19 protein-coding genes and 1 riboswitch are annotated in these 22153 nt (G+C 61.6%); of the genes, 11 read left to right on the top strand and 8 right to left on the bottom strand.

Annotation, left to right across the window (positions count from 1 at the left end; genetic code table 11):
* The first annotated feature begins 71 nt into the window (after positions 1-71).
* Positions 72-890 carry a M48 family metallopeptidase gene (locus H7995_RS21445; protein WP_166589746.1) on the top strand — a complete coding sequence of 273 codons (819 nt, stop codon included), beginning with the start codon at positions 72-74 and terminating at the stop codon, positions 888-890.
* Between the two features lie 37 nt (positions 891-927).
* Here H7995_RS21445 and H7995_RS21440 read toward each other — a convergent pair whose 3' ends face one another.
* The 3 genes from H7995_RS21440 to H7995_RS21430 form a co-directional block, all read right to left on the bottom strand.
* Positions 928-1512: a TMEM165/GDT1 family protein gene (locus H7995_RS21440; protein WP_166589745.1), complete on the bottom strand. Its 585-nt coding sequence runs from the start codon at positions 1510-1512 to the stop codon at positions 928-930.
* An 88-nt stretch (positions 1513-1600) separates the two neighbouring features.
* Positions 1601-1724: riboswitch (yybP-ykoY riboswitch) on the bottom strand.
* 51 nt (positions 1725-1775) lie between these two features.
* Positions 1776-2774 (bottom strand): methyltransferase, encoded by a 999-nt coding sequence (locus tag H7995_RS21435; RefSeq protein WP_166589744.1) that lies wholly within the window; start codon positions 2772-2774, stop codon positions 1776-1778.
* Between the two features lie 33 nt (positions 2775-2807).
* Positions 2808-3773 carry a 2-hydroxyacid dehydrogenase gene (locus tag H7995_RS21430; protein ID WP_185818819.1) on the bottom strand — a complete coding sequence of 322 codons (966 nt, stop codon included), beginning with the start codon at positions 3771-3773 and terminating at the stop codon, positions 2808-2810.
* Between the two features lie 91 nt (positions 3774-3864).
* Here H7995_RS21430 and H7995_RS21425 point away from each other — a divergent pair, with 91 nt between their 5' ends.
* Positions 3865-4494 carry a LysE family translocator gene (locus tag H7995_RS21425; protein WP_166589742.1) on the top strand — a complete coding sequence of 210 codons (630 nt, stop codon included), beginning with the start codon at positions 3865-3867 and terminating at the stop codon, positions 4492-4494.
* Here the strand turns inward: H7995_RS21425 and H7995_RS21420 are convergent.
* The gene (locus H7995_RS21420) at positions 4478-5251 is read right to left on the bottom strand and encodes an AraC family transcriptional regulator (RefSeq protein WP_166589741.1); all 774 of its coding nucleotides are present in this window, start codon (positions 5249-5251) and stop codon (positions 4478-4480) included. The two genes, H7995_RS21425 and H7995_RS21420, sit on opposite strands and share 17 nt — an antisense overlap.
* 86 nt (positions 5252-5337) lie before the next feature.
* On the opposite strand from H7995_RS21420, the gene H7995_RS21415 reads away from it, so the two are divergent.
* The 5 genes from H7995_RS21415 to H7995_RS21395 all read left to right on the top strand — a co-directional run bounded on the left by H7995_RS21415 (position 5338) and on the right by H7995_RS21395 (position 14915).
* Positions 5338-6522, top strand: a complete 1185-nt coding sequence (locus tag H7995_RS21415; RefSeq protein ID WP_166589740.1) for an MFS transporter — start codon at positions 5338-5340, stop codon at positions 6520-6522.
* Between the two features lie 149 nt (positions 6523-6671).
* Positions 6672-8354 carry a fatty acid--CoA ligase gene (locus H7995_RS21410; RefSeq protein ID WP_166589739.1) on the top strand — a complete coding sequence of 561 codons (1683 nt, stop codon included), beginning with the start codon at positions 6672-6674 and terminating at the stop codon, positions 8352-8354.
* Positions 8355-8691: 337 nt separating this feature from the next.
* Positions 8692-10563 carry a DUF1302 domain-containing protein gene (locus H7995_RS21405; RefSeq protein WP_166589738.1) on the top strand — a complete coding sequence of 624 codons (1872 nt, stop codon included), beginning with the start codon at positions 8692-8694 and terminating at the stop codon, positions 10561-10563.
* Positions 10564-10590: 27 nt separating this feature from the next.
* Entirely contained in the window at positions 10591-11955 is a 1365-nt protein-coding gene (locus H7995_RS21400; RefSeq protein WP_166589737.1) for a DUF1329 domain-containing protein, read from the top strand.
* A 221-nt stretch (positions 11956-12176) separates the two neighbouring features.
* The gene (locus tag H7995_RS21395; protein ID WP_166589736.1) at positions 12177-14915 is read left to right on the top strand and encodes a winged helix-turn-helix domain-containing protein; all 2739 of its coding nucleotides are present in this window, start codon (positions 12177-12179) and stop codon (positions 14913-14915) included.
* Positions 14916-14930: 15 nt separating this feature from the next.
* On the opposite strand, the gene H7995_RS21390 is transcribed toward H7995_RS21395, so the two are convergent.
* On the bottom strand, positions 14931-15851 hold the full coding sequence (locus H7995_RS21390) for a LysR substrate-binding domain-containing protein (RefSeq protein ID WP_185818818.1): 921 nt from the start codon (positions 15849-15851) through the stop codon (positions 14931-14933).
* 233 nt (positions 15852-16084) lie between these two features.
* Between H7995_RS21390 and H7995_RS21385 the strand changes: the two genes are divergently transcribed.
* Together H7995_RS21385 and H7995_RS21380 are read left to right on the top strand one after the other, a co-directional pair.
* Positions 16085-17455, top strand: coding sequence for an aspartate aminotransferase family protein (locus tag H7995_RS21385; RefSeq protein ID WP_185818817.1), 1371 nt, complete (start codon positions 16085-16087; stop codon positions 17453-17455).
* A 127-nt stretch (positions 17456-17582) separates the two neighbouring features.
* A complete protein-coding gene (locus H7995_RS21380; RefSeq protein WP_166589733.1) occupies positions 17583-18083 on the top strand; it encodes a methylated-DNA--[protein]-cysteine S-methyltransferase in 501 nt (166 codons plus the stop codon).
* A gap of 93 nt (positions 18084-18176) precedes the next feature.
* Here H7995_RS21380 and H7995_RS21375 read toward each other — a convergent pair whose 3' ends face one another.
* The 3 genes from H7995_RS21375 to H7995_RS21365 all read right to left on the bottom strand — a co-directional run bounded on the left by H7995_RS21375 (position 18177) and on the right by H7995_RS21365 (position 20351).
* Positions 18177-18563: a hypothetical protein gene (locus H7995_RS21375; RefSeq protein WP_185818816.1), complete on the bottom strand. Its 387-nt coding sequence runs from the start codon at positions 18561-18563 to the stop codon at positions 18177-18179.
* Positions 18560-19972 (bottom strand): PAAR domain-containing protein, encoded by a 1413-nt coding sequence (locus H7995_RS21370; protein ID WP_185818815.1) that lies wholly within the window; start codon positions 19970-19972, stop codon positions 18560-18562. The genes H7995_RS21375 and H7995_RS21370 overlap by 4 nt, the downstream gene beginning before the upstream one ends.
* 151 nt (positions 19973-20123) lie before the next feature.
* Positions 20124-20351: a DUF6434 domain-containing protein gene (locus tag H7995_RS21365; protein ID WP_166589727.1), complete on the bottom strand. Its 228-nt coding sequence runs from the start codon at positions 20349-20351 to the stop codon at positions 20124-20126.
* Between the two features lie 133 nt (positions 20352-20484).
* Between H7995_RS21365 and H7995_RS21360 the strand changes: the two genes are divergently transcribed.
* Positions 20485-21129, top strand: a complete 645-nt coding sequence (locus H7995_RS21360) for an MBL fold metallo-hydrolase (RefSeq protein ID WP_182342260.1) — start codon at positions 20485-20487, stop codon at positions 21127-21129.
* Between the two features lie 115 nt (positions 21130-21244).
* On the top strand, positions 21245-21973 hold the full coding sequence (locus H7995_RS21355) for a YiaD family glycine zipper/OmpA-like lipoprotein (RefSeq protein WP_095168963.1): 729 nt from the start codon (positions 21245-21247) through the stop codon (positions 21971-21973).
* Positions 21974-22153 lie beyond the last annotated feature (180 nt).

Genomic DNA, 22153 nt, shown 5'->3' with positions numbered 1-22153 from the left:
ACGCCTGTTACATCTGGCGCCAACATCCGTCACCGCCTACGATACGCGCCATGTTTTCAGGGAGTGTACTCATGAACAAGATTTGGGTTGTGTGTGCGCTGAGCGCCAGTCTGTTGCTCGGTGGTTGTCAGTCGGTCAACACCACCAGCGGCGGGGCAGTGGGCGTAGAGCGCTCGCAATGGATGTTCAGCATGCTGTCGACCGACGAGGTCAACCAGATGTACGCCCAGTCTTACCAGAAGACCGTGGGCGAGGCGGGCAGCAAGGGCGTGTTGGACAAGACCAGCCGTGACGCCAAGCGGGTCCAAGCCATCGCCACCCGTCTGATCGCCCAGGCGCCGGTGTTCCGTCCGGATTCGGCGCAGTGGAAGTGGGAAGTCAACCTGATCAAGAGCGATGAGCTCAACGCCAACTGCGGTCCTGGCGGCAAGATCATTTTCTACACCGGGCTGATCGACACGCTGAAACTCACCGACGATGAAATCGCCGCGATCATGGGCCATGAAATCGCCCACGCCCTGCGCGAGCATGGCCGTGAAGCGATGTCCAAGGCCTATGGCATCGAAATGGCCAAGCAGGGCGCTGGTGCCTTGCTCGGTCTGGGCCAGGACACCCTGGCGCTGGCCGATACCGTGGCCAACTACGGCATGACCTTGCCCAACAGCCGGGCCAACGAGAACGAAGCCGACCTGATCGGCCTGGAACTGGCGGCCCGTGCGGGCTACGACCCGAACGCCGCGATCACCCTGTGGAACAAGATGAGCAAAGTGAACGAGGGCGCGCCGCCGGAGTTCATGAGCACTCACCCGGCTTCGGCCAGCCGGATCGCCTCCTTGCAGGCGGCGATTCCGAAAGTCATGCCGCTTTACCAGCAGGCCAAGAAGTCCTGAGGATTGTGCGGCGCTGGTAGCGCCGCACGCTAACGCTTTAAACCCAGCCACTGCTCTGCATCGCCTTGTACACCGCGACGATGGCCAGGATCAGGAATGCCGATGCTGCCAGGCGCCGGATCAGGGTCAGGGGCAGTTTGTCTGCGGCAAAGTTGCCCGCCAGGACCACCGGCACGTTGGCGATCAGCATGCCGGCGGTGGTGCCGATGATCACCAGCCACAGTTCCGGGTATTGCGCTGCGAGCATCACGGTGGCGACCTGGGTCTTGTCCCCCATCTCCGCCAGGAAGAACGCGATCAACGTGGTCAGGAACGGCCCGAACTTGCGGGCGGTGCTGGTCTCGTCGTCATCCATCTTGTCCGGCACCAGGGTCCACAGGGCGGTGGCGGCAAAGCTGGCGGCGAGGATCCAGTGCAGGGTTGCATCCGAGAAGAAGCTGCCGAACCAGGCGCCCACGGCGCCAGCGGCTGCGTGGTTGGCCAGGGTCGCGGCGACGATGCCGGCAATGATCGGCCAGGGCTTGCGGAAGCGGGCGGCGAGAATGAGTGCGAGCAGTTGCGTCTTGTCGCCGATTTCGGCCAAGGCAACGATTGCGGTAGGAACGAGTAACGAATCCAGCATCAGGGTTTTCCTAAGGGGCGGGTCGACACGGCTATGACACGTACAGCCTTCCCGCCCCGGGTAAGGTGTGCGTGTCATAGGTCTTGTCAAACCCTGCGGTCCGTCTGTGCGGACGCTTGGGTCGCATACGCCATGGCCTGTTGACCAAGTATGTTGACGTATGCCGGACGAGCATGGCGCTCGTGGGAGACTACTCCCCTAGGACGGAGCGGATTCTGCCTAGGCAAAATCCATTCGGCAAGCCTTCTTTTTCATCCGGTGAGTTAACCGCGCTTGGCTCGGTAGATGCGGAAACCCTGTCCTTCGGCCTTGATCGAACACTGCCCCAGGTGCTCTTCGATCAACGGCTGGTACTTCAGGAAACTGTTGGCTACCAGTCGTAGTTCGCCGCCAGATTTCAGATGTTTAACCGCTTTTCGCAGCAAGTTCTCCGTGGCGAAGTAGTCCGTGTGGACCCCGACATGGAACGGCGGATTGCTCAGAATCGCACTCAGTCCCATGGGGGCAGCGTCGATGCCATCGCCGGTCAGCACCTCGGCTTCAAGACCATTGGCTGCCAGGGTCAGGCGGCTACTGGCGGCGGCAAAGGCGTCGACGTCGAGCAGGGTCACGGTGTTGTGCGGATAACGGCGCTTGACCGCCGCGCCCAGTACGCCGGCCCCACAGCCGAAGTCCAGCAGATGGCCGCTGGGCAGCTTGTCGAGGTGTTCGAGCAGCAGGGCACTGCCGCGATCCAGTCGACCGTGGCTGAACACCCCGGGCAGGCTGATGACGGTCAGCGGGCCTTCGGCCAGCGGCAACTCATAGGTCTGCGCCAGGCTTTCCAGGGACTTGGCTTGTGGTGCATTGGCCACGGTCACTTGCCACAACTGGCAGTGTCGCGCGCTGTCGAGCTTGCGGGGTTTACCGAACGGGTTGAGCTGCTTGGCGGCGCCTTCGATGCCGCTGCGTTTTTCCCCCACCAGGTACAGTTCACAACCAGCCAGGCGCGAGGCGAGGGCGTTGAGGATGTAGTCGGTCAGGTCCTTGGACTTGGGCAGGAACAGCACCGCCGTTGCAAACTCACGGGTGGGCGCGTTCACCCCGAAATGGCTGCGCTCGGCAAAACGGGCGTCCAGGGCCGCCTGATCGCCGGCGTGCCAGCACCAGCCATGGGCGTCGGGCAGTTTTCCCAGCAAGTCGTCGGCAGGCAAGCCGGCCAGCAGCACGTTGCCTTGAAACAATTCAGCCTGTCGAAGCAGTACTTCACTGCGCGGATCCATACTCTGCTCCTTGAAAAAAAGTGCGGCAGTTTATCAACTGACGACCCGCAGCGCTGTACCGCTGAAAAAGCCCCGGGCATTTTCGCTCAACTGACCGACGATCCGCTGCCGCGCTTCGCGGCTGCCCCAGGCGTTGTGCGGGGTGACGATCAAGCGTGGGAGGTCGTTGTCCAGCAGCGGATTGCCGGTGGTCGGCGGTTCGACGCTCAGCACGTCGGTGGCCGCGCCTCCCAGGTGACCACTGCGCAAGGCATCGGCCAGCGCCTGTTCATCGATCAGGCCTCCGCGCGCAGTGTTGACCACTAATGCGCCGGGCTTGAGCAGCGCCAGTTCGCGCGCGCCGATGAAGTGGCGAGTGTGTTCGTTGAGTGGGCAGTGCAGGGTCAGGGCGTCGACCTGAGGCAGCAAGTCATCCAGCGGCATCCGGTCGGCGCGAGCCGGGCGGCCGGGAAGCTGGCCCGAGATCACCCGCATGCCAAAGGCTTCGGCCAATCGCGCCACCGCGCCCCCCAGTTCGCCGTGGCCGAGCAGGCCGAGGGTTTTGCCTTGCAGCTCGACAATCGGGTAGTCCAGCAGGCAGAACTGTTTGGCCTGCTGCCAGCGGCCTGCCTCGACGGCCTTGCGATAGTCACCCAGCCGGGTGGCCAGGTTGAGCAGCAACATGATCGTGTGCTGGGCCACCGACGGTGTGCCGTAGCCCTGGCAGTTGCACACGGTAATCCCGTGGGCGCGGGCGGCAGCGAGGTCGACGTTGTTGGTGCCGGTGGCGCTGATCAGGATCAGCTTCAGGTCCGGGTTGGCGGCCATGGCGCTGGCATCGATCGGGATCTTGTTGGTGATCGCCACCGCGGCGCCTTGCAGGCGTTCGGTGACTTGTCCGGGCTCGGTCTGGGCGAACAGCTGCAGTTCGCTGAAACAGTCGCGCAATGCACTGAGGTCGAGGTCCCCCAGGTCCAGTGATGGGTGATCAAGGAAAACGGCGCGGCGATTGTTCGTCATTAACTGTACCTTTTGCGCGTGAGTCTGAAGGCGTAATCTGCCGAGCCTACCAGATGAAATAAATAGTTACGCTTGCCCTCAAGGAGCCCCAATGTACTGGACAGAGTTTTTGACCGTTGCCCTGATTCACCTGCTGGCTGTCGCAAGTCCCGGTCCGGACTTTGCCGTGGTGGTGCGTGAGGCCGTGACCCACGGTCGGCGTGCGGGTACCTGGACGGCACTGGGGGTGGGCAGCGCGATCTTCCTGCACGTGGGTTACTCGTTGCTGGGCATCGGCTTGATCGTGTCGCAGTCGATCGTGCTGTTCAACGCCCTGAAGTGGCTGGCGGCGGCCTACCTGCTGTACATCGGCTACAAGGCCCTGCGCGCACAACCGGCCAAGCCTGCCACCGAAGACCTGCACAAGGAAGCCGGTATTCGTACGGCGCGCGGTGCCTTTACTTCGGGCTTTGTGACTAACGGCCTGAACCCCAAGGCCACGCTGTTCTTCCTGTCCCTGTTCACCGTGGTGATCAATCCGCATACGCCACTGGCGATTCAAGCCGGCTACGGTATCTACCTGGCCGTGGCGACTGCCATCTGGTTCTGCCTGGTGGCGATGCTGTTCAGCCAGCAGCGAGTGCGCGCCGGTTTTGCCCGCATGGGGCACTGGTTCGACCGCATGATGGGCGTGGTGCTGATCGCCATCGGTGTGAAGCTGGCCTTTACCGAGATGCATTGATCGCACTGAGCTGATTCAGCGCGCTGAGGTATTCCCGGGGGTTGTGCCCCAGCAAGCGCCGGAACATCGCGCTGAAGGCTCGGGCACTGCCATACCCCAATTGATCGGCAACGCTCTGCACGCTTTGCCCGGCGATCAGCCGCGGCAGGGCTTCCATCAGGCGCAGTTGCTGGCGCCAGGCGTTGAAACTCATCTGCAACTGTTGCTGGAACAGTCGCGCCAGGGTGCGTGAGCTGGCGCCGACCTGTTGCGCCCAATCTTCCAGGGTATTGGGATGGTCGGGGGTTTGCAGCAGGGCCAGGCAGATCCCTTGCAGGCGCCGATCCTCGGGCATGGGGATGTGCAGCGGGAGGTTTTCCAGGCTGGCAATTTCTTCGAGCATCAACTGTTGGATCAGCGGGTTCTTTGCATGACGGGGGGCCTGCACCGCCTTGAGGATCAGCTCGCGCAGCAGTGGGGTGACGGCCAGTACGCAGCACTGGCTGAGGTTGGCGGGCGACAGTTCGGGGTCAATGAACAGCGAGCGCATGCACACCTTGCCCGACATGAAGATTTCATGCTCGATCCACGGTGCAATCCACACCGCCCGAGTCGGCGGAATCACCCACGCACCTTGGGCCGTGACCACGCGCATGGTGCCGCACATGGCGTAAAGCAATTGCGCCTCGCGATGGATATGCCGCTCCTGGTGCGCGCCATCCGGGTAATCGTGCGGATGGGCGCTGACGGGGCCATGATGGAAGTGGCTGATTAACATTGTCTGGTTCGATGAGTTTGTTGTCAGGAATGCGTGTTATTGCCAACTTAGCATAGCGCCACACCCTCAACGAATAGTGTGCTGCCATGCATCAACCCAGGAATGTCATTCGCTACATCAACGCCGCCCATGTGATCGATCACATGTTCATGCTGATTTTTCCCGCCGCCGTGCTGGGCATGACCGAGGTCTTCGGCCTGGACTACGCCAGCATGATCGGCCTGTCCCTGGGCGGGTTCATCGCCTTTGGTGCCTGTTCGTTGCCGGCGGGTTGGCTGGGCGATCACTGGAGTCGACGCCAGATGATGCTGGTGTTTTTCTTCGGGATCGGCGCCTCGGCGATTTTCACCGGCCTGAGCAGCTCCGCGCCGATGCTGGTCCTGGGGTTGACGCTGATGGGGGTGTTCGCCGCGATCTATCACCCGGTCGGCACTGCGATGCTGGTGGCCTACGCCCAGAACCGTGGCCGGGAAATTGGCATCAACGGCATGTGGGGCAATCTGGGGGTGGCGTTTTCGGCCTTGGTCACCGGCTTGTTGGTGGCGCAGTTTGGCTGGCGTTCGGCGTTTATCCTGCCGGGTGTTGCCGCCATTGCCCTGGGCATCGGCTTTGCCTTGCAGGTGCGCGAGGAGCCGATTCCCGTGCGTGCCCATGCTCCCCTCAAGGGCGCCGCGGGCCAGCGGATCTCCATGGTCATGGTGTTCGGGGTGCTGGCCCTGGCTACCGCCACGGGCGGGGTGGTGTTCAACGCCACGACCATGACCTATCCGAAGTTGTTCCAGGAACGCCTGCACGACCTGTTCGCCTCACCGCAGACCCTTGGGGTGGTGGTCAGCCTGGCGTACGCCTTTGGCGCGGTGGCCCAGTTGAGTATCGGGCGGGTGCTGCACCGCTTCAGCCTGAAATGGCCGTTCATGTTGCTCACCCTGTGCCAGGCCCCGCTGTTGTTTGCCATGGCCTATGTCGAGGGCTCGGCCGTCATCGTATTGGGTGCCGCCTTCATGTTCGTGGTGTTTGGGCAGGTCACGGTGAATGACGCGATGGTCGCCAACTTCGTGGCGCCGCACTGGCAATCGCGGGTATTTGCCTTGCGTTATTGCCTGTCATTCGGTGCCAGTGCCACGGCCATCCCGCTGATTGCCTTTGTCGAGCCCCGCCAGGGTTTTGTCGGGCTGTACCTGATCCTGGCCGGTTTTGCAGCGTTGACCTTCCTCTCGGCGCTGATTTTCCCGCGCACACCAGCCGAGGCGGCAGTAGGACAAACGGCTTGATGATGGTTGTCTTTTCCCCAGCAATGCTGGCTTAGAGCCAGTATTTGCCCCGCTCTCAAATCATTCCTTTGGCTGATTTAGCGCGCGCCCAGCCTGACTAAAGTGCAGTCTTTACGCCAAGACCGTGCAGTCAGATGAAAGGGATGCTTATGTTGCAGACTCGCGTTATTCCGCCAGCCGAAGGTGCTTATCGATACCCGTTGTTGATCAAGCGATTGCTGATGTCGGGCAGTCGCTATGAGAAAACCCGCGAGATTGTCTACCGCGACCAGTTGCGCTACAGCTATCCGACCCTGATCGAGCGCGTCGCGCGGCTGGCCAACGTGCTGACGGCGGCCGGGGTCAAGGCCGGTGATACCGTGGCGGTGATGGACTGGGACAGCCATCGTTACCTGGAGTGCATGTTCGCCATCCCGATGATCGGCGCGGTGATCCACACCATCAACGTGCGCCTGTCGCCTGAGCAGATCCTCTACACCATGAACCACGCCGAGGACCGCTTCGTGCTGGTCAACAGCGAATTCGTCGGGTTGTACCAGGCCATCGCCGGGCAACTGACCACGGTGGAGAAAACCCTGCTGCTCACCGACCTGCCGGAAAAGACGGCCGAGCTGCCGAACCTGGTGGGCGAGTACGAACAACTGCTGGCGGCCGCGAGCCCGCACTACGATTTCGCCGACTTCGACGAGAACTCGGTAGCGACTACCTTCTACACCACCGGTACCACTGGCAATCCCAAGGGCGTGTACTTCACCCACCGGCAACTGGTGCTGCATACCATGGGCGTGTCGACGATCATGGGCAGCATCGACAGCGTGCGCCTGTTGGGGACCAACGATGTGTACATGCCCATCACCCCAATGTTCCACGTACACGCCTGGGGCTTGCCCTACGTGGCCACCATGCTTGGCCTCAAGCAGGTCTACCCCGGTCGTTATGACCCGGAATACCTGGTGGAGTTGTGGCGCAAGGAAAAAGTCAGCTTCTCCCACTGCGTGCCGACCATCCTGCAAATGGTGCTCAATGCCAAGGCGGCGCAAAACACCGATTTTGCTGGCTGGAAAATCGTCATTGGCGGCAGCGCGCTGAACCGTGCGCTGTACGAAGCGGCCAAGGCCAGGGGCATTCAGCTCACTGCGGCCTATGGCATGTCGGAAACCGGGCCGCTGGTGTCCTGTGCCCACCTCAACGATGAGCTGATGGCCGGTACCGAAGACGAGCGCACCACCTATCGGATCAAGGCCGGGGTGCCAGTGCCGTTGGTGGACGCGGCGGTGATCGACGCCGAGGGTAACTTCCTGCCGGCCGATGGCGAGTCCCAGGGCGAGCTGGTGCTGCGCGCGCCGTGGCTCACCGAGGGTTATTTCAACGAGCCGCAGAAGGGCGCAGAGCTCTGGGCCGGGGGCTGGCTGCACACCGGGGACGTTGCGACCCTGGACAGCATGGGGGTGATCGACATCCGTGACCGGATCAAGGACGTGATCAAGACCGGCGGCGAGTGGATCTCGTCCCTGGACCTCGAAGACTTGATCAGCCGCCACCTGGCGGTACGCGAAGTAGCAGTGGTGGGCATCCCCGATCCGCAGTGGGGCGAACGCCCGTTTGCCTTGCTGGTGGTCCGTGAAGGCCACGTGATCGGGGCCAAGGAACTCAAGGAGCACCTCAAGCCCTTCGTGGAATTGGGCCACTTGAGCAAGTGGGCCATCCCGAGCCAGATCGCCCTTGTTACGGAAATTCCCAAGACCAGTGTCGGCAAGCTCGACAAGAAACGCATCCGCCTCGACATCACGCAGTGGCAGGCCAATAACAGTACCTTCCTGTCGACGCTTTAAGTCTCCTGTGTCGTGCCCGAAAGGGCACGACATGCCCACCAAGCAAGCGCTTGGCTTGTTAATTCCGAATTTTCAGCCATCCTTGCCGTGCCGGCATCTGCCGGACTGGCAGAAGGACCGTTCCAGAGTGGTTGGGGGCTGCAAATCACACTTTAGAGGGATCAAGCAGTACAGCCTGCTGGATATAGTCCGTTCAAGGATTTTTAAGAGCGAGACGCACGCACGAACAGGGGCGATGCAACTTTGGATGACTTCGCGAGCGCATGGCTCACCGTCCTCCAGAGCGTTTTTAAAAGTGCTCACTGCCATAACAATAAAAGCACATGGAGTAGCGTCGATGACATCAGTAAACCAGTTCTGGCGCCGGGCGAAACTGCCCTTGGCGGTCAGTCTCGCCTCTACGCTCGCCGGGCCTGCATTCGGCGTCAGTTTCAACGTTGGTGAAATCGAAGGTCAATTCGACTCGTCCCTCTCGTTGGGCATGAGTGTGTCGACCCAATCGCCAAACAAGAACCTCATCGGCGTCAACAACGGTGGGCACGGCCTGTCCCAGACCTCCGATGACGGCCACTTGAACTTCAAGAGCGGACAAGCGTTCTCGAAGATCTTCAAGGGCATTCATGACCTTGAACTGAAGTACGGTGACACCGGCGTGTTTGTCCGGGGCAAGTACTGGTATGACTTCGCGCTGCAGAACGAAGAGCTGGAATTCAAGGACGTCAGCAACGACAACCGCAAGGAAGGCGCCAAGTCCTCCGGCGGGCAGATCCTCGACGCCTTCGTCTACCACAACTACGCGATTGCCGATCAGCCGGGCTCCGTGCGTCTGGGCAAGCAGGTGGTCAGCTGGGGTGAAAGTACTTTCATCGGCGGCGGCATCAACTCCATCAACCCGATCGACGTGTCCGCATTCCGTCGTCCGGGTGCCGAGATCAAGGAAGGCCTGATCCCGGTCAACATGTTCTATGTGTCCCAGAGCCTGACCGAAAACCTGTCGGCGGAAGCCTTCTACCAGCTTGAGTGGGACCAGACGGTTGTCGACAACTGCGGAACCTTCTTCTCCCAGCCAGACATCATCGCCGACGGTTGCGACAATAACCTGCGCGTATTGAACAAGCGCTCGACCCTGCCGGCTGCAGCCCTGGGCCCAGCCGCTGCACTGGGTGTCGACGTCAACGAGGAAGGCGTGCTGGTACGTCGCGGTCCGGACCGCGATGCACGGGACAGCGGCCAGTGGGGCGCATCCTTCAAGTACATGTTCGACCCGCTGGACACCGAGTTCGGTGCTTACTTCATGAACTACCACAGCCGGGCACCAATCTTCAGCGCCACCGGTGGCCCGCAATCGATTTACAACCTTGCCTCGTCGCTCCAAGGGCCGATCGCCCGTCTGGCGCCGTTGCTGGTAGCAGGTAACTCGCAGTATTTCGTCGAGTATCCGGAGGATATTCGTCTGTACGGCCTGAGCTTCTCCACCACTTTGCCAACCGGTACGGCGTGGCAAGGCGAGGTCAGCTACCGTCCTAACGCACCGGTGCAACTGAACTCCACGGATATCCTCTTTGCCGGTGTGACGCCATTGCCGGGCTATCAAAACGCATCGCTCTTGCAGGGAACTCCGGGTACCGACCTGCACGGCTACCGCCGCAAGGAAGTGACTCAATTCCAGACTACCTTGACGCACTTCTTCGACCAGGTCATGGGCGCCAGCCGCCTGACCCTGGTGGGTGAAGTCGGCGTGACCCACGTTGGCGGGCTGGAAAGCACCTCGGACGTGCGTTATGGCCGCGACCCTGTCTACGGTCCGGGCGAACTGCCAGGCGGCACGTGCCAGGCCCTGAACGCCAGCACCATTGCCGGTGCAGGTCCGGGTGCTGCGACCAACAACGCCACGCGCAATTGCACCGACGAAGGTTTCACCACCTCGACCTCCTGGGGCTACCGTGGCCGTGCGATCTGGGACTACAACGACGTGTTCGCCGGGGTCAACCTCAAGCCGAACGTGGCCTGGTCCCACGACGTCAGCGGCTACTCGCCGGGTCCTGGCGGCAACTTCGAGGAAGGTCGCAAGGCCGTCAGCCTGGGTCTGGATGCCGAGTATCAGAACACCTACACCGCGAGCCTGGCCTACACCAACTTCTTCGACGGCAAGTACACCACCGTGGATGACCGTGACTTCGTCGCGCTCAGCGTCGGCGTGAACTTCTAAGCACTGCTTCTTCAGGACGAACAAGAAATGAAAATAACCAAGAATCTGGTGTACGTCGCAGGACTGGGGCTTTCGTTGCTGGCGACCGGTGTCATGGCCGCCGTCCCGGCAGCCGAAGCCGACAAGCTGGGCAAGAGCCTGACGCCGATGGGCGCAGAAATGGCCGGCAATGCCGATGGCTCGATCCCGAGCTGGAAACCCCTGGCCAAGAACGCCGGCACGGTCGACAGCAAGGGCTTCCTGTCCAATCCGTTTGCCAGCGAGCAACCGCTGTTCACCATCACCGCGTCGAACGTCGACAAGTACAAGGAAAAGCTGGCTCCGGGCCAATACGCGATGTTCAAGCGTTACCCGGAAACCTTCAAGATGCCGGTGTACACCTCGCACCGTGGCGCCACCGTGCCACCTGAGGTGTTCGCGTCCATCAAGCGCAACGCCACCAACACCACCCTCGTATCGGGTGGCAACGGCCTGGAAAACTTCGAAACGGCCGTGCCGTTCCCAATCCCGAAAACCGGTGTGGAAGTGATCTGGAACCACATCACTCGCTACCGGGGTGGCAGCGTGACCCGCCTGGTCACCCAGGCCACGCCGCAAGCCAACGGCTCCTACAGCCTGGTGTACTTCCAGGACCAGTTCGTGTTCCGCGACAAAATGAAGGACTACGACCCGAAAAACCCGGGCAACATCCTGTTCTACTTCAAGCAGAAAGTGACCGCGCCGGCGCGTCTGGCCGGTGGTGTGCTGCTGGTCCACGAGACCCTCGACCAGGTCAAGGAGCCGCGTTCGGCGTGGGTCTACAACGCCGGCCAGCGTCGTGTGCGCCGTGCCCCGCAAGTGTCCTATGACGGCCCGGGTACTGCCGCCGACGGCCTGCGGACCTCCGACAACCTGGACATGTTCAACGGTGCACCGGACCGCTACGACTGGAAGCTCGAAGGCAAGAAAGAGATGTACATCGCCTCCGACAGCTACAAGCTTGACGATCCGAAGCTCAAGTACTCCGACATCATCAAGGCCGGGCACATCAACCAGGACCTGGCCCGCTACGAGCTGCGCCGCGTGTGGCATGTGGTTGCGACCCTGAAGGAAGGCCAGCGTCACATCTACGCCAAGCGTGACTTCTACATCGACGAAGACACCTGGCAAGCCGCTGTCATCGACCACTACGACGGTCGTGGTCAACTGTGGCGCGTGGCTGAAGCCCATGCCCAGGACTACTACGACAAACAAGTGCCGTGGTATGCCCTGGAAACCCTCTACGACCTGCAGTCCGGCCGTTACCTGGCACTGGGCATGAAGAACGAAGAGAAACAGGCTTACGACTTTGGCTTCACCGCCACCACCAGCGACTTCACTCCGGCCGCACTGCGTCAGGAAGGTGTTCGCTAATACGCTGCACCAGAGGCCGCATCCTCGAAAAACGCCCCGACTGGTTCGGGGCGTTTTTTTTGCTTCGGATAAAGCGTTCGACCCCCGCCGCATGGGGAGGAGAAAGGGCGGTCGTAGACTTTTTGTAGCCATTTGTAGCAATTGCCTTCAAACCCTGGCGGTTTGCCGCTAGTCTGCGGACATCTGCAATGCCGACAACAGTACTTCAATAAGAGTTGGCTATGACTGACCTGTTCCGAATCCAGAGCCCTCCCAGCTCGGCCGTGCCGATGCTGGAAGGACGCTTTTACCGTCCCCCCTTGCCCGACGGCCACATCCTGCGGCCACGGTTGTGCGAGCGGCTGAGTGCCGGCTTGACGGGGCGACTGCTGCTGGTCAGCGCCCCGGCCGGGTTTGGTAAAAGCTCACTGGCGGTGGAGTTCTGCCAGAGCCTGCCGGATCACTGGCAAAGCCTGTGGCTGGGGCTCAGCCCACGGGACAATGACCCGGGGCGTTTTCTCGAACGGTTACTCGAAGGCCTGCAACACTATTTTCCTCGATTAGGCAGCCAGGCCCTGGGCCTGCTGAAAATGCGCCAGCGTCATCAGCCGTTCGCCTTCGAGGAATGGCTGGACGGGCTGCTTGACGAACTGGCGGTCCAGCTCTCACCCAGTGCCCCGTTGCTGCTGGTGCTGGATGACTATCACTTGGCCCAGGGCCCGGTGCTGGACCGCTGCCTGCAGTTTTTCCTCAACCACCTGCCCGATGGCCTGCTGGTGCTGGTCACCAGCCGCCAGCGGCCCGACTGGCACCTGGCCCGTTTGCGCCTGTCGCGGCAATTGCTCGAACTGCACGAGCAGGACCTGCGCCTGACGCACGACGAATCCCTGGCCCTGCTGAACCGGCACAGCAGTTCACTGCGGGGCGAGGCGCTGGAAAGCCTGATCGAGCGTAGCGAAGGTTGGGTGGCGGGGCTGCGCTTCTGGTTGCTCGCGGCCTCGGAAGCTGGCAATGGCGCGACACTACCACCGCCCCTGCACGGCGGTGAAGGCCTGATCCGCGACTACCTGCTCGAAGAAGTCATCGATTGCCTGCCCGCCGAGGTCCAGGCCTTTCTCTACGACACCGCGCCTCAGGAGCGCTTTTGCAGCGAACTGTGCGACGCGGTGCGCGAAGCCCACGACAGTGCCGAGATCCTGCGTTACCTGCTGTCCCACCAGGTGTTCCTGGTGCCGCTCGACGAGCAGGGGCACTGGTTCCGCTACCACCATCTGTTTTCCGACCTGCTGCGCAGTCGCCCGACTGTTAACGCCATGGTGCCCGTCGCCAGCCTGCACCTGCGGGCGTGCCGCTGGTTCAATGCCCAGGGCCTGCTCGACGAAGCCGTGGAGCAGGCCTTGCGGGCCGGTCACCTGGACGTGGCGGCGAACCTGGTGCAGAACCTGTCCGAAGAACAACTGCTGGCCGAACAGAACGTCGGCATGTTGCTGCGCTGGAAAATGGACTTGCCCGACAGCCTGCTGGTCAGCACCCCGCGCCTGATCGTGCTGTACAGCTGGGCCCTGGGCCTGGCCTGCCAGTTGGACGCCGCGCAAGAACTGGCCAGCCACCTCAGCCGGTTCCTGCCGGCCCCGTCGGCCACCGCACAAAAATCCATGCTGGCGCAGTGGCTGGCCCTGAGCGGGATCATCGCCCGTGGCCGTGGCCAGCGCGACCTGACCCTGCTGTACTGCACCGAGGCCCTGCAAAGCCTGCCGCACAAGCGCTATGGCCAGCGGCTGATGTGCCTGTCGACCCTGTCCAACCTGGCCATTGCCGACGCCGACCTGTGGCGTGCCCGGGAGCTGAACCGCGAATCCCTGGAGCTGGCGCAACGGGTCGGCAATCCGCTGTTTGAAGCGCTGGCCCATTACGACCGCGCCCGGGTGCTGCAGGCGCGAGGGGAAATTCTTCGCTCCCTGGACGAAGTCCGCCAGGGCCAGCAACGCTTGCAGGGCCTGGCGCCGCAACGGCTGTATGCGGTGCGCGCGCGCCTGACCCTGTACGAAGGTTTCCTGCTGGTCCTGCGCCTGCAACCCGAACTCGGGCTCGCCCGCCTGCACGCCGGCCTGACGGAAGCACGGGCCTGTCGCGACATCAGCGTGCTGATCGGCCACAGTGTGATCGCCCGGCTGGAAGGCAGCCGGGGCGAGTTTGCCAAGGCGTTCGCCGAACTGGCCGAGGCCGAGCGGCTGATGCACATCTGGGACGTGCCACCGATCTACTACCTGGCCATGCTGACCCTGGTCAAATGTGAACTGTGGCTGGCCCAGGGGCGTACCGACCTGGCCGGCGCCTGGCTGACACGCCTGGGCCAGACCTATAACGGCGAACAGGCCGCGGCGCCCCCCGAATTCCACCCGCAAATGCCCCTGCACATCGAGTTGCAGCAAGCCCTGCTGGAGTCGATGCAGAACCAGCCGATGCTGGCCGAAGGGCGTCTCAATGCCTTGCTCGAACAGGGGCAAAAAAGTGGTCGGCAGATGCTCAGCGTGATGGCGCTGATTCAGAAAGTCAGCCTGTTGCTGGGCCATGGGCGCGAGCCAGAAGCGCGTCTGGCCCTGGCCCAGGCGTTCGAGGCCGCCAGCGGCGGTTTGCTGCAACCCTTTGATGGGTTACTGCGCGAGCGACCGGACTGGCTGCGCGAGCAACTGGCCCACTGTCCAGCCACACCGCTGCGCCAGAGCCTGATGGAACAACTGCCCCAGGTCGCGATTCGCGAAAGCGTCGAGAGCCAACCCGGCGGCGAAACCCTCAGCGTTCGTGAGCAAGCGGTGCTGCAACTGATTGCCCGGGGCTGTTCGAACCAGGAAATCAGCGATCAGTTGTTCATCTCGTTGCACACGGTGAAAACCCACGCCAGCCACATCAACAGCAAGCTCGGCGTCGAGCGTCGCACCCAGGCCGTGGCCCGGGCGAAAGAACTGGGACTGCTGGCCTGACCGGGGCTCGTTGCATCAGCCCGATCCCAGGGCCTTGGCCGTCAATTGCTCCCGGCAGTAATCGGCAAACAACTGCGCCGGCTTGGTCAATTGCCCGCGCTTGAGCCAGGCGGCCACCAGCCCGGAACCGGTGACGTCTTCGACGATGTTCACACACACCACCTTCTGCCCGTCGTAGGTGCATTGCGAATGCGGCCGGGTGACCAGGATCGAAAAGCCGAAACCTTGGCCGACCATGCCGCGCACCATCTCGATCGAGGGTGAGCTGAAGGCGATTCGCGGGGTCAGCCCCAGCTCATCGAACAGGCTGACGAAGTAGGTCCGGCTCGGCTGCACATCCAGCAGAATCATCGGCTCCAGGCACAGGTCGCGCAGTGACACCTGGGCCTGCTGGGCGAAGCGGTGGTCGGCCGGCAGCAGGGCATAAGGGCGTTGCGCCGGCATCAAGGGTTCGGTCTGGATGGTGCCATCCAGGTCGTGCTCGTAGAGGATCGCCAGGTCAAAGGCCCCCGACGTCAGCCCCTGCACCAGCTCCTGCTGTTCACCGTCGCGGATGCGGATTTCCACCCCCGGGTACAGCGCCGAAAACCCGGCCATCAGTTGCGGCAGGTACAGCGGTGCGACTGTCTCGAAGCAACCGATGTCGATCTGCCCGGACACCACATCGTTGTCGGCCAGGGCGTTCTGTTCGAACTCCTTGGCCATGCGCAGCAGTTCCTGAGCCTTGCGATAAAAGCGTGCGCCGCTGGGGGTGAGGGAGACGCCCTGGGCGTGGTGGCGGATCAGCAGCTGCACCCCGAAGCTGTCTTCCAGGCCCTTGATGGCTGTGGAGATCGACGGCTGGGCGATGTACAGCTTGCGCGAGGCCTCGGCGACGCTGCCGCATTCCACGGTGGTGATGAAGTACTTCAGTTGACGCAGATTGTAGGCAGCCACGGCAAACCTCGGGGTGATGGGCCCGGCGTCGGTCTCGACAGCGGCTCCCAAGCAATTTGCGCACCGCCCAGGTAAGCGTGGGCGACGATCGAGTCTTGCCTGAACAATAACCACATGGCGCGCGCGTGGGGAGAATCGCTGCCCAGTTTTTTCATCGCCTGCGAACACATTTTTACTATTTTTGCCCTGCAAGCACCTGGGCCACTATCCATTACCACAACGGAGAACTGGCGATGACCACCCCACGTGACACCCGCGACTACCAGGCCGCCGACGCTGCACACCACATCCACGCGTTCGTCGATCAGAAAGCCCTCAACGACGAAGGGCCGCGCGTGATGGTGCGAGGCGAGCGCCTGCATCTGTGGGACAACGACGGTCGGCGCTACCTGGATGGCATGTCGGGGCTGTGGTGCACCAACCTGGGCTACGGGCGCAAGGACCTGGCCGCCGCGGCGACCCGGCAGCTTGAGCAACTGCCGTACTACAACATGTTTTTCCACACCACCCACCCGCAGGTCATCGAGCTGTCGGAGTTGCTGTTCAGCCTGCTGCCGGGGCACTACAGCCACGCGATCTACACCAACTCCGGTTCCGAGGCCAACGAAGTGCTGATCCGCACCGTACGCCGTTACTGGCAGGTGCTCGGCAAGCCAGAGAAGAAGGTGATGATCGGCCGCTGGAACGGTTATCACGGCTCGACCCTGGCGGCCACGGCGCTCGGCGGCATGAAGTTCATGCACGAGATGGGCGGCATGCTGCCGGACATTGCACACATCGACGAGCCGTACTTTTTTGCCCATGAGGGCAACCTCACTCCGGCTGAATTTGGCCTGCGGGCGGCGCAGCAACTAGAGGCCAAGATCCTCGAGCTGGGCGCTGACAAGGTTGCCGGGTTCATTGCCGAACCCTTCCAGGGCGCGGGCGGGATGATCTTCCCTCCCGAGAGCTACTGGCCGGAAATTCAGCGCATCTGCCGCCAGTACGACGTGCTGTTGTGCGCCGACGAAGTGATCGGTGGTTTCGGTCGCACCGGTGAATGGTTCGCCCATGAGCACTTCGGGTTCGAGCCCGACACCCTGTCCATCGCCAAGGGCCTGACCTCGGGCTACATCCCCATGGGCGGGCTGATCCTGTCGAAAAAAATGGCCCAGGTGCTGGTGGAGCAGGGCGGGGTGTTCGCCCACGGCCTGACCTATTCCGGGCACCCGGTGGCCGCCGCGGTGGCCATTGCCAACCTCAAGGCGTTGCGCGATGAAGGGGTGGTCAAGCGGGTCAAGGAGGACATCGGGCCTTACCTGCAACAGTGCCTGCGCGAAGTGTTCGGCCAGCACCCGCTGGTGGGTGATATCCAGGGCGTGGGCATGGTCGCGGCCTTGCAATTGGCCGAGGACAAGGGCAGCCGCAAACGGTTTGTCAACGAGAACGACATCGCCTGGCGCTGCCGTACCCTGGGCTTTGAGGAAGGGGTGATCATCCGCTCCACCCTGGGGCGCATGATCATGGCCCCGGCGTTGATCGCCAGCCGTGAAGAAATCGACGAACTGGTCGCCAAGACGTTGCGGGCGCTGGACCGCACGGCGCAGGAATATGGCCGGCTCTAAGCCTTTCTGAAGACCTTGTCGCGGGCAATCCGCTGTCCGCCAGGAAAGTTCAAACGCAAGATTACTCTGAATACGTCCTCTGACAAACTCAACGACCGACCCTGACAGTCGGATCCAGGAGTCACCCATGTCATACGTATTCAAACGGATGCCGTCGCCGGTCGGCACCCTGACCCTGATCGCCAGCGGCGACAAACTCTGCGCGATCCTCTGGGAAAACGAACGGCTCAACCGCGTACGCATCGGCCCGCTGCAGGAAGATATCCACAGCCCGCTGCTGCAGGACACCGAGCGCCAGTTGCAGCAGTACTTCGCCGGTGAGCGCGAGCACTTTGACCTGCCACTGGACTTTGTCGGCACCGAGTTCCAGCAGAAGGTCTGGCAGGCCTTGCTGACCATCCCCTTCGGCGAAACCCGCAGCTACAGCCAGATCGCCGAGCAGATCGGCAGCCCCAAGGCGGTACGAGCGGTGGGCGCCGCCAACGGCAAAAACCCGATCTCGATCGTCACCCCCTGCCACCGGGTGATTGGCGCATCAGGCAGCCTGACCGGGTTTGCCGGTGGTCTGGAGGCCAAGCAGTATTTGTTGGGGCTGGAGGGGCAGGAGACGTTGCAGTTGGGGTTTTAATGGAGCATCAAGGCACCTTGTCCGAGCCAAGGTGCCACGTTCGCTGGAGTAGCAGATTCAGCAGGGGGCGGGTAACCAGAAAGGACTCGTGTCTTAAACAAGCCCCAATTTAACTACCGCCGCTATACCGAGCATGACGAGCAAAAGGACTATTCCGACTCCTTGTAAAACTACTAGTTTTCGTCTGATGGAATCGGGTAGATTTTTTACATCTTCGGCGTTTACGCCACCACGTTGTACATAAAACCTGGAAAATGTGACGTAGCCGGAAATGCTACCGATTACTACCAGTTTCCCCAGGGGGCCGCCGTGTTTGATGCTGCTCAGATCCATAACGCCTGGGCTGTTCTTGAAAAGCTCAAGTAAGAAATCCATCCTGGTATAGGCCATATGAAGCACGACACCAATCCAGACAAGTAACCCACCAAAGTCAAGTATCCCAATAATAAGGAATACCTTGTCGGCGGTGTTCAAGCTCATTCCATCGCCTCATAAATTTTTTCACCTATTGCCTCCCCCCCGACCGCACCAATAGAGCCTCCAGCGAGAGATGTGGCCCCGACTGCCAACACACTGCAAACAAGCAACGATGTTCCGCCTGTTGGCACTCCAAGTCCGACACACAGCCCTGTAACAGCGGGCGCAGTTAAAAACCCAGCAGCAGCCCAACCACCAACCCCCCCGCCTAGGAGGCTACCCATCTCTGTAAGTCTCACGCGTTCACAGGCTTCGGTACTGCCCGCGGTGCACACACTTTGAATCTTTAGCGCGGAGGCACCAACACCAATGGCTGTGCCAATCCATCCACCGCGTTCGACATATTTAGCGGCCTTGGCTACACCGTCAAGATGAGTGGCATAACCCGGTATTTGTCCTGGCGCACCGGCCTGGGTCCAGTGGTGAACCAAGCTGCGATTGGAGATTCCTAGTGAACGTTTCAAGTTCGGATGGTCTGGGAAACCAATACCCTTACGTGTCAGGGTTGTCAGGTTGGTATTGAGTTGGGCGAGCAGACGTTGGCGTTCTGCAAAAAAGTCAGCTGAGCGCAGATGGCCATCGTTTAGGAACGAACGCTGATGTAAGGCTTCGATATCTCGCAGACTTTTATCTACTTGCTCCAGGTTCCTGGAGAATATCGTCGCACCCACTCCGATAGCGGTTGAACCTCGAGCTAGAAACGTTTGGATTTCGTCACGGTGATGGACCATGAAGTCCGCTTCTTCCGGACTGAGGGTTTCAAGCAGGTCGTTGGTTCCGGCCGCCACCTCCATCAGCAAGGCTTCTTCCCGACTGCATTGCCAATTGCTCGGGTCGCTTAGCACGATCATCGAGCCGGCTTTGACGTCGTGCCGATAAGGGTTGAGCAATTGAAACTTACCCATCACCGCCGGATCGCGCAGGCTGAACAGGTTCGCTTCAAGCAGTTCGCGGGTAGTGCTCTTGGGCACGATGTAGAAGCCAGGCTCCTGACCTTGAGTGCTATTAAACCCGTGGGGCGCAGGAGGGCTGGTGACCGAGGCGAAACCGGATGAGTGCGTTCCGTCTGCGGGTTGGGCTGCGAACGGAGTGGGCGGTGGCGTGAAGCGCGGGTCTGGCGCGATGTTCCTGAACTCCTGGCACTGCAGGGTCTGGTTGGCTATCAGGCGTGGTGGCGGGTCGCATTTGCAGTGACAGAGGTCACCCTCCAGGGCGGAGGGGCGTCCTTGCATGAGGTCCACCAGGTGCGGACCGTCGCAGACGATGACGCCAGTACTGTCGCAGGCCGGGCAATCGACTTCGTCGCCCTCACGGGCGATGGGCTGGCCATCGATGGTCCAGTGGGGGTAGCCCGTGATTACGGTGCCGTCGGCGGTGGTCTTGGCCCCGACTGTGATGTGATAGCGCTTCATGCGACATGCGTCCTTTTTGTTTCGAAAGGACGCACGCTAGATGACTGGGCAAAGGGAGATAAATCAGACGTTTCTTTGAATGATGTAGGCATGCTCTGCAGTAACTCTAAGCATGCTGCCGGACTTAATGGCGAATCTTGAACAGTCGCCCTTAGGTGCGTGGATCTTCGATTACGGGTTGCCGACGCCGCCACTCATCGACCACATCGCCCAGGGTTGCAGGCGTCCCGCTGCGGATCCAGGCCATGAAGTTGCGGTCGAAGCGGAAGTCTGCACCGCAGTGCTCGTGCATGAAGCGACGCACGTTCTGGGTGTTTTTGTAGTGTTTGTCGAGCGCGGTTGCGGTTGTCAGTAAGTCGCTGTGCCAGTTGAACGTCATGGGTGTGTCCGTGTTGGGTGGCAGTTCAGGCATTGGCGAATGCCAGGGTCGGGGGCGTTTTGTTACCGGCCTGCCATCGGCGATCGTGGCGGGCTGTGCCAGAATAGCCGATCCATTTTCTCCAGGAACGCCCATGGACGCTGCCCAACCCGCGCTGATCCGCGAAACCTTCCCCGTCGGCCCGTTGCAGTGCAACTGCACGATCATTGGCGATCCGATCACCAAGAAAGCCATCGTCGTCGATCCGGGGGGCAATCACGAGTTGATCCTGGCCCGCCTCGAGGCCCTGGGCCTGAAGGTGGTGAGCATCATTCATACCCATGCGCACCTGGATCACTTCCTGGCATCGGGCCAGTTGAAGGAAAAAACCGGTGCTACCCTGCACTTGCACAAGGAAGATCAGTTCCTCTGGGACAACCTGGAGATGCAATGCCAGATGTTTCGCGTGCCCTACACCCCGGTACCTTCGCCGGATCGTTGGCTGGATGACGATGAAGAGTTGGCGTGCGGCTGTGGCGTGGCGTTGCACACGCCAGGTCACACACCGGGTTCCATGAGTTTCTGGTTTGCAGAAGCTAAGCTGCTGATAGCCGGTGACACCTTGTTTCGACGTGGGGTAGGGCGCACGGATTTGTGGGGCGGTGACCAGGCGACTATCGTGCGTTCGATCAAGCAGCGCCTGTACACCCTCGATGAAGAGGCGACCGTGGTCACCGGGCATGGTCCCGATACCCGGCTGGGCGATGAGATGCGTGAGAATCCGTTCGTCCGTGCCTAGGACAGGAGGTGTTACAAGCCGCCACGGAATTTTTGCCGGTTGTCGTGTTCCAACGCCCGCAGGGGTCCATTGCTAACGTCCGCTGCACCACAGAATGTAAAAGTAGGAGCTCTCCATGTTCACCTCGCGTCGTTTGATTATTGTCGCAACTGCCGTGGCCTTGTTGTCGGGCTGTGCGTCCCCTAACCCTTATGACAACCAGGGTCAGGCCGACGGTGGCTCCACGGGCATGAGCAAAACCGCCAAGTACGGTGGCTTGGGAGCCCTGGCTGGCGCCCTGGCAGGTGCTGCCATCGACCACAACAACCGTGGCAAGGGGGCGCTGATCGGCGCCGCCGTGGTCGGTGCTTCCGCCGCCGGTTATGGCTACTACGCCGACCAGCAGGAAAAGAAACTGCGCGCCAGCATGGCCAATACCGGGGTTGAAGTGCAGCGCCAGGGCGATCAGATCAAGCTGATCATGCCGGGCAACATTACCTTCGCCACCGATTCGGCGAATATCGCCCCAAGTTTCTACCAGCCGCTCAACAACCTGGCCGGCTCGCTGAAAGAGTTCAATCAGAACCAGATCGAAATCGTCGGCTACACCGACAGCACCGGCAGCCGCCAGCACAACATGGACCTGTCCCAGCGTCGCGCCCAAAGCGTCGCGACGTACTTGACGTCCCAGGGCGTCAGCGGCGCCAACCTGTCGGCCCGTGGCGCAGGCCCGGACAACCCGGTTGCCAGCAACGGCGACGTCAACGGTCGGGCGCAGAACCGCCGTGTCGAGGTCAACCTCAAGGCGATTCCTGGCCAGCAGTATGGCGGCCAGCAGCAAGGTCAAGTGCAGCAGTACCCATGAACATCTGACTGAACCCCAGGTGTTGATACAGCCCGCCCGGTCCTTGTGACCCGGCGGGTTTTTTTATGGCCATTGAGTGCCGCTTCGTGGGCACGCCTTGCTGCTGCAGTCGTCAGGTGGGGAGCGATTGGAGTCCCAGGAGCACGGCTTGCCCGCGCAGGCGTCAGAACCTACGGGCAC

This window comes from Pseudomonas kielensis, assembly GCF_014236655.1.
In the GTDB taxonomy this organism is placed as follows: domain Bacteria; phylum Pseudomonadota; class Gammaproteobacteria; order Pseudomonadales; family Pseudomonadaceae; genus Aquipseudomonas; species Aquipseudomonas kielensis.
Note: the sequence above shows the minus strand (reverse complement) of the source record. Positions and strands in the feature narration are given on the sequence as shown.

What these genes read in the sequence shown, in the direction of transcription:
- H7995_RS21400 (WP_166589737.1), top strand. Translation starts at nt 10,591, where the DNA reads ATGAAAATAACCAAGAATCTGGTGTACGTCGCAGGACTGGGGCTTTCG.
- H7995_RS21425 (WP_166589742.1), top strand. Translation starts at nt 3,865, where the DNA reads ATGTACTGGACAGAGTTTTTGACCGTTGCCCTGATTCACCTGCTGGCT.
- H7995_RS21430 (WP_185818819.1), bottom strand. Translation starts at nt 3,773, where the DNA reads ATGACGAACAATCGCCGCGCCGTTTTCCTTGATCACCCATCACTGGAC.
- H7995_RS21445 (WP_166589746.1), top strand. Translation starts at nt 72, where the DNA reads ATGAACAAGATTTGGGTTGTGTGTGCGCTGAGCGCCAGTCTGTTGCTC.
- H7995_RS21410 (WP_166589739.1), top strand. Translation starts at nt 6,672, where the DNA reads ATGTTGCAGACTCGCGTTATTCCGCCAGCCGAAGGTGCTTATCGATAC.
- H7995_RS21370 (WP_185818815.1), bottom strand. Translation starts at nt 19,972, where the DNA reads ATGAAGCGCTATCACATCACAGTCGGGGCCAAGACCACCGCCGACGGC.
- H7995_RS21385 (WP_185818817.1), top strand. Translation starts at nt 16,085, where the DNA reads ATGACCACCCCACGTGACACCCGCGACTACCAGGCCGCCGACGCTGCA.
- H7995_RS21435 (WP_166589744.1), bottom strand. Translation starts at nt 2,774, where the DNA reads ATGGATCCGCGCAGTGAAGTACTGCTTCGACAGGCTGAATTGTTTCAA.
- H7995_RS21355 (WP_095168963.1), top strand. Translation starts at nt 21,245, where the DNA reads ATGTTCACCTCGCGTCGTTTGATTATTGTCGCAACTGCCGTGGCCTTG.
- H7995_RS21405 (WP_166589738.1), top strand. Translation starts at nt 8,692, where the DNA reads ATGACATCAGTAAACCAGTTCTGGCGCCGGGCGAAACTGCCCTTGGCG.
- H7995_RS21360 (WP_182342260.1), top strand. Translation starts at nt 20,485, where the DNA reads ATGGACGCTGCCCAACCCGCGCTGATCCGCGAAACCTTCCCCGTCGGC.
- H7995_RS21380 (WP_166589733.1), top strand. Translation starts at nt 17,583, where the DNA reads ATGTCATACGTATTCAAACGGATGCCGTCGCCGGTCGGCACCCTGACC.
- H7995_RS21440 (WP_166589745.1), bottom strand. Translation starts at nt 1,512, where the DNA reads ATGCTGGATTCGTTACTCGTTCCTACCGCAATCGTTGCCTTGGCCGAA.
- H7995_RS21375 (WP_185818816.1), bottom strand. Translation starts at nt 18,563, where the DNA reads ATGAGCTTGAACACCGCCGACAAGGTATTCCTTATTATTGGGATACTT.
- H7995_RS21415 (WP_166589740.1), top strand. Translation starts at nt 5,338, where the DNA reads ATGCATCAACCCAGGAATGTCATTCGCTACATCAACGCCGCCCATGTG.
- H7995_RS21395 (WP_166589736.1), top strand. Translation starts at nt 12,177, where the DNA reads ATGACTGACCTGTTCCGAATCCAGAGCCCTCCCAGCTCGGCCGTGCCG.
- H7995_RS21420 (WP_166589741.1), bottom strand. Translation starts at nt 5,251, where the DNA reads ATGTTAATCAGCCACTTCCATCATGGCCCCGTCAGCGCCCATCCGCAC.
- H7995_RS21365 (WP_166589727.1), bottom strand. Translation starts at nt 20,351, where the DNA reads ATGACGTTCAACTGGCACAGCGACTTACTGACAACCGCAACCGCGCTC.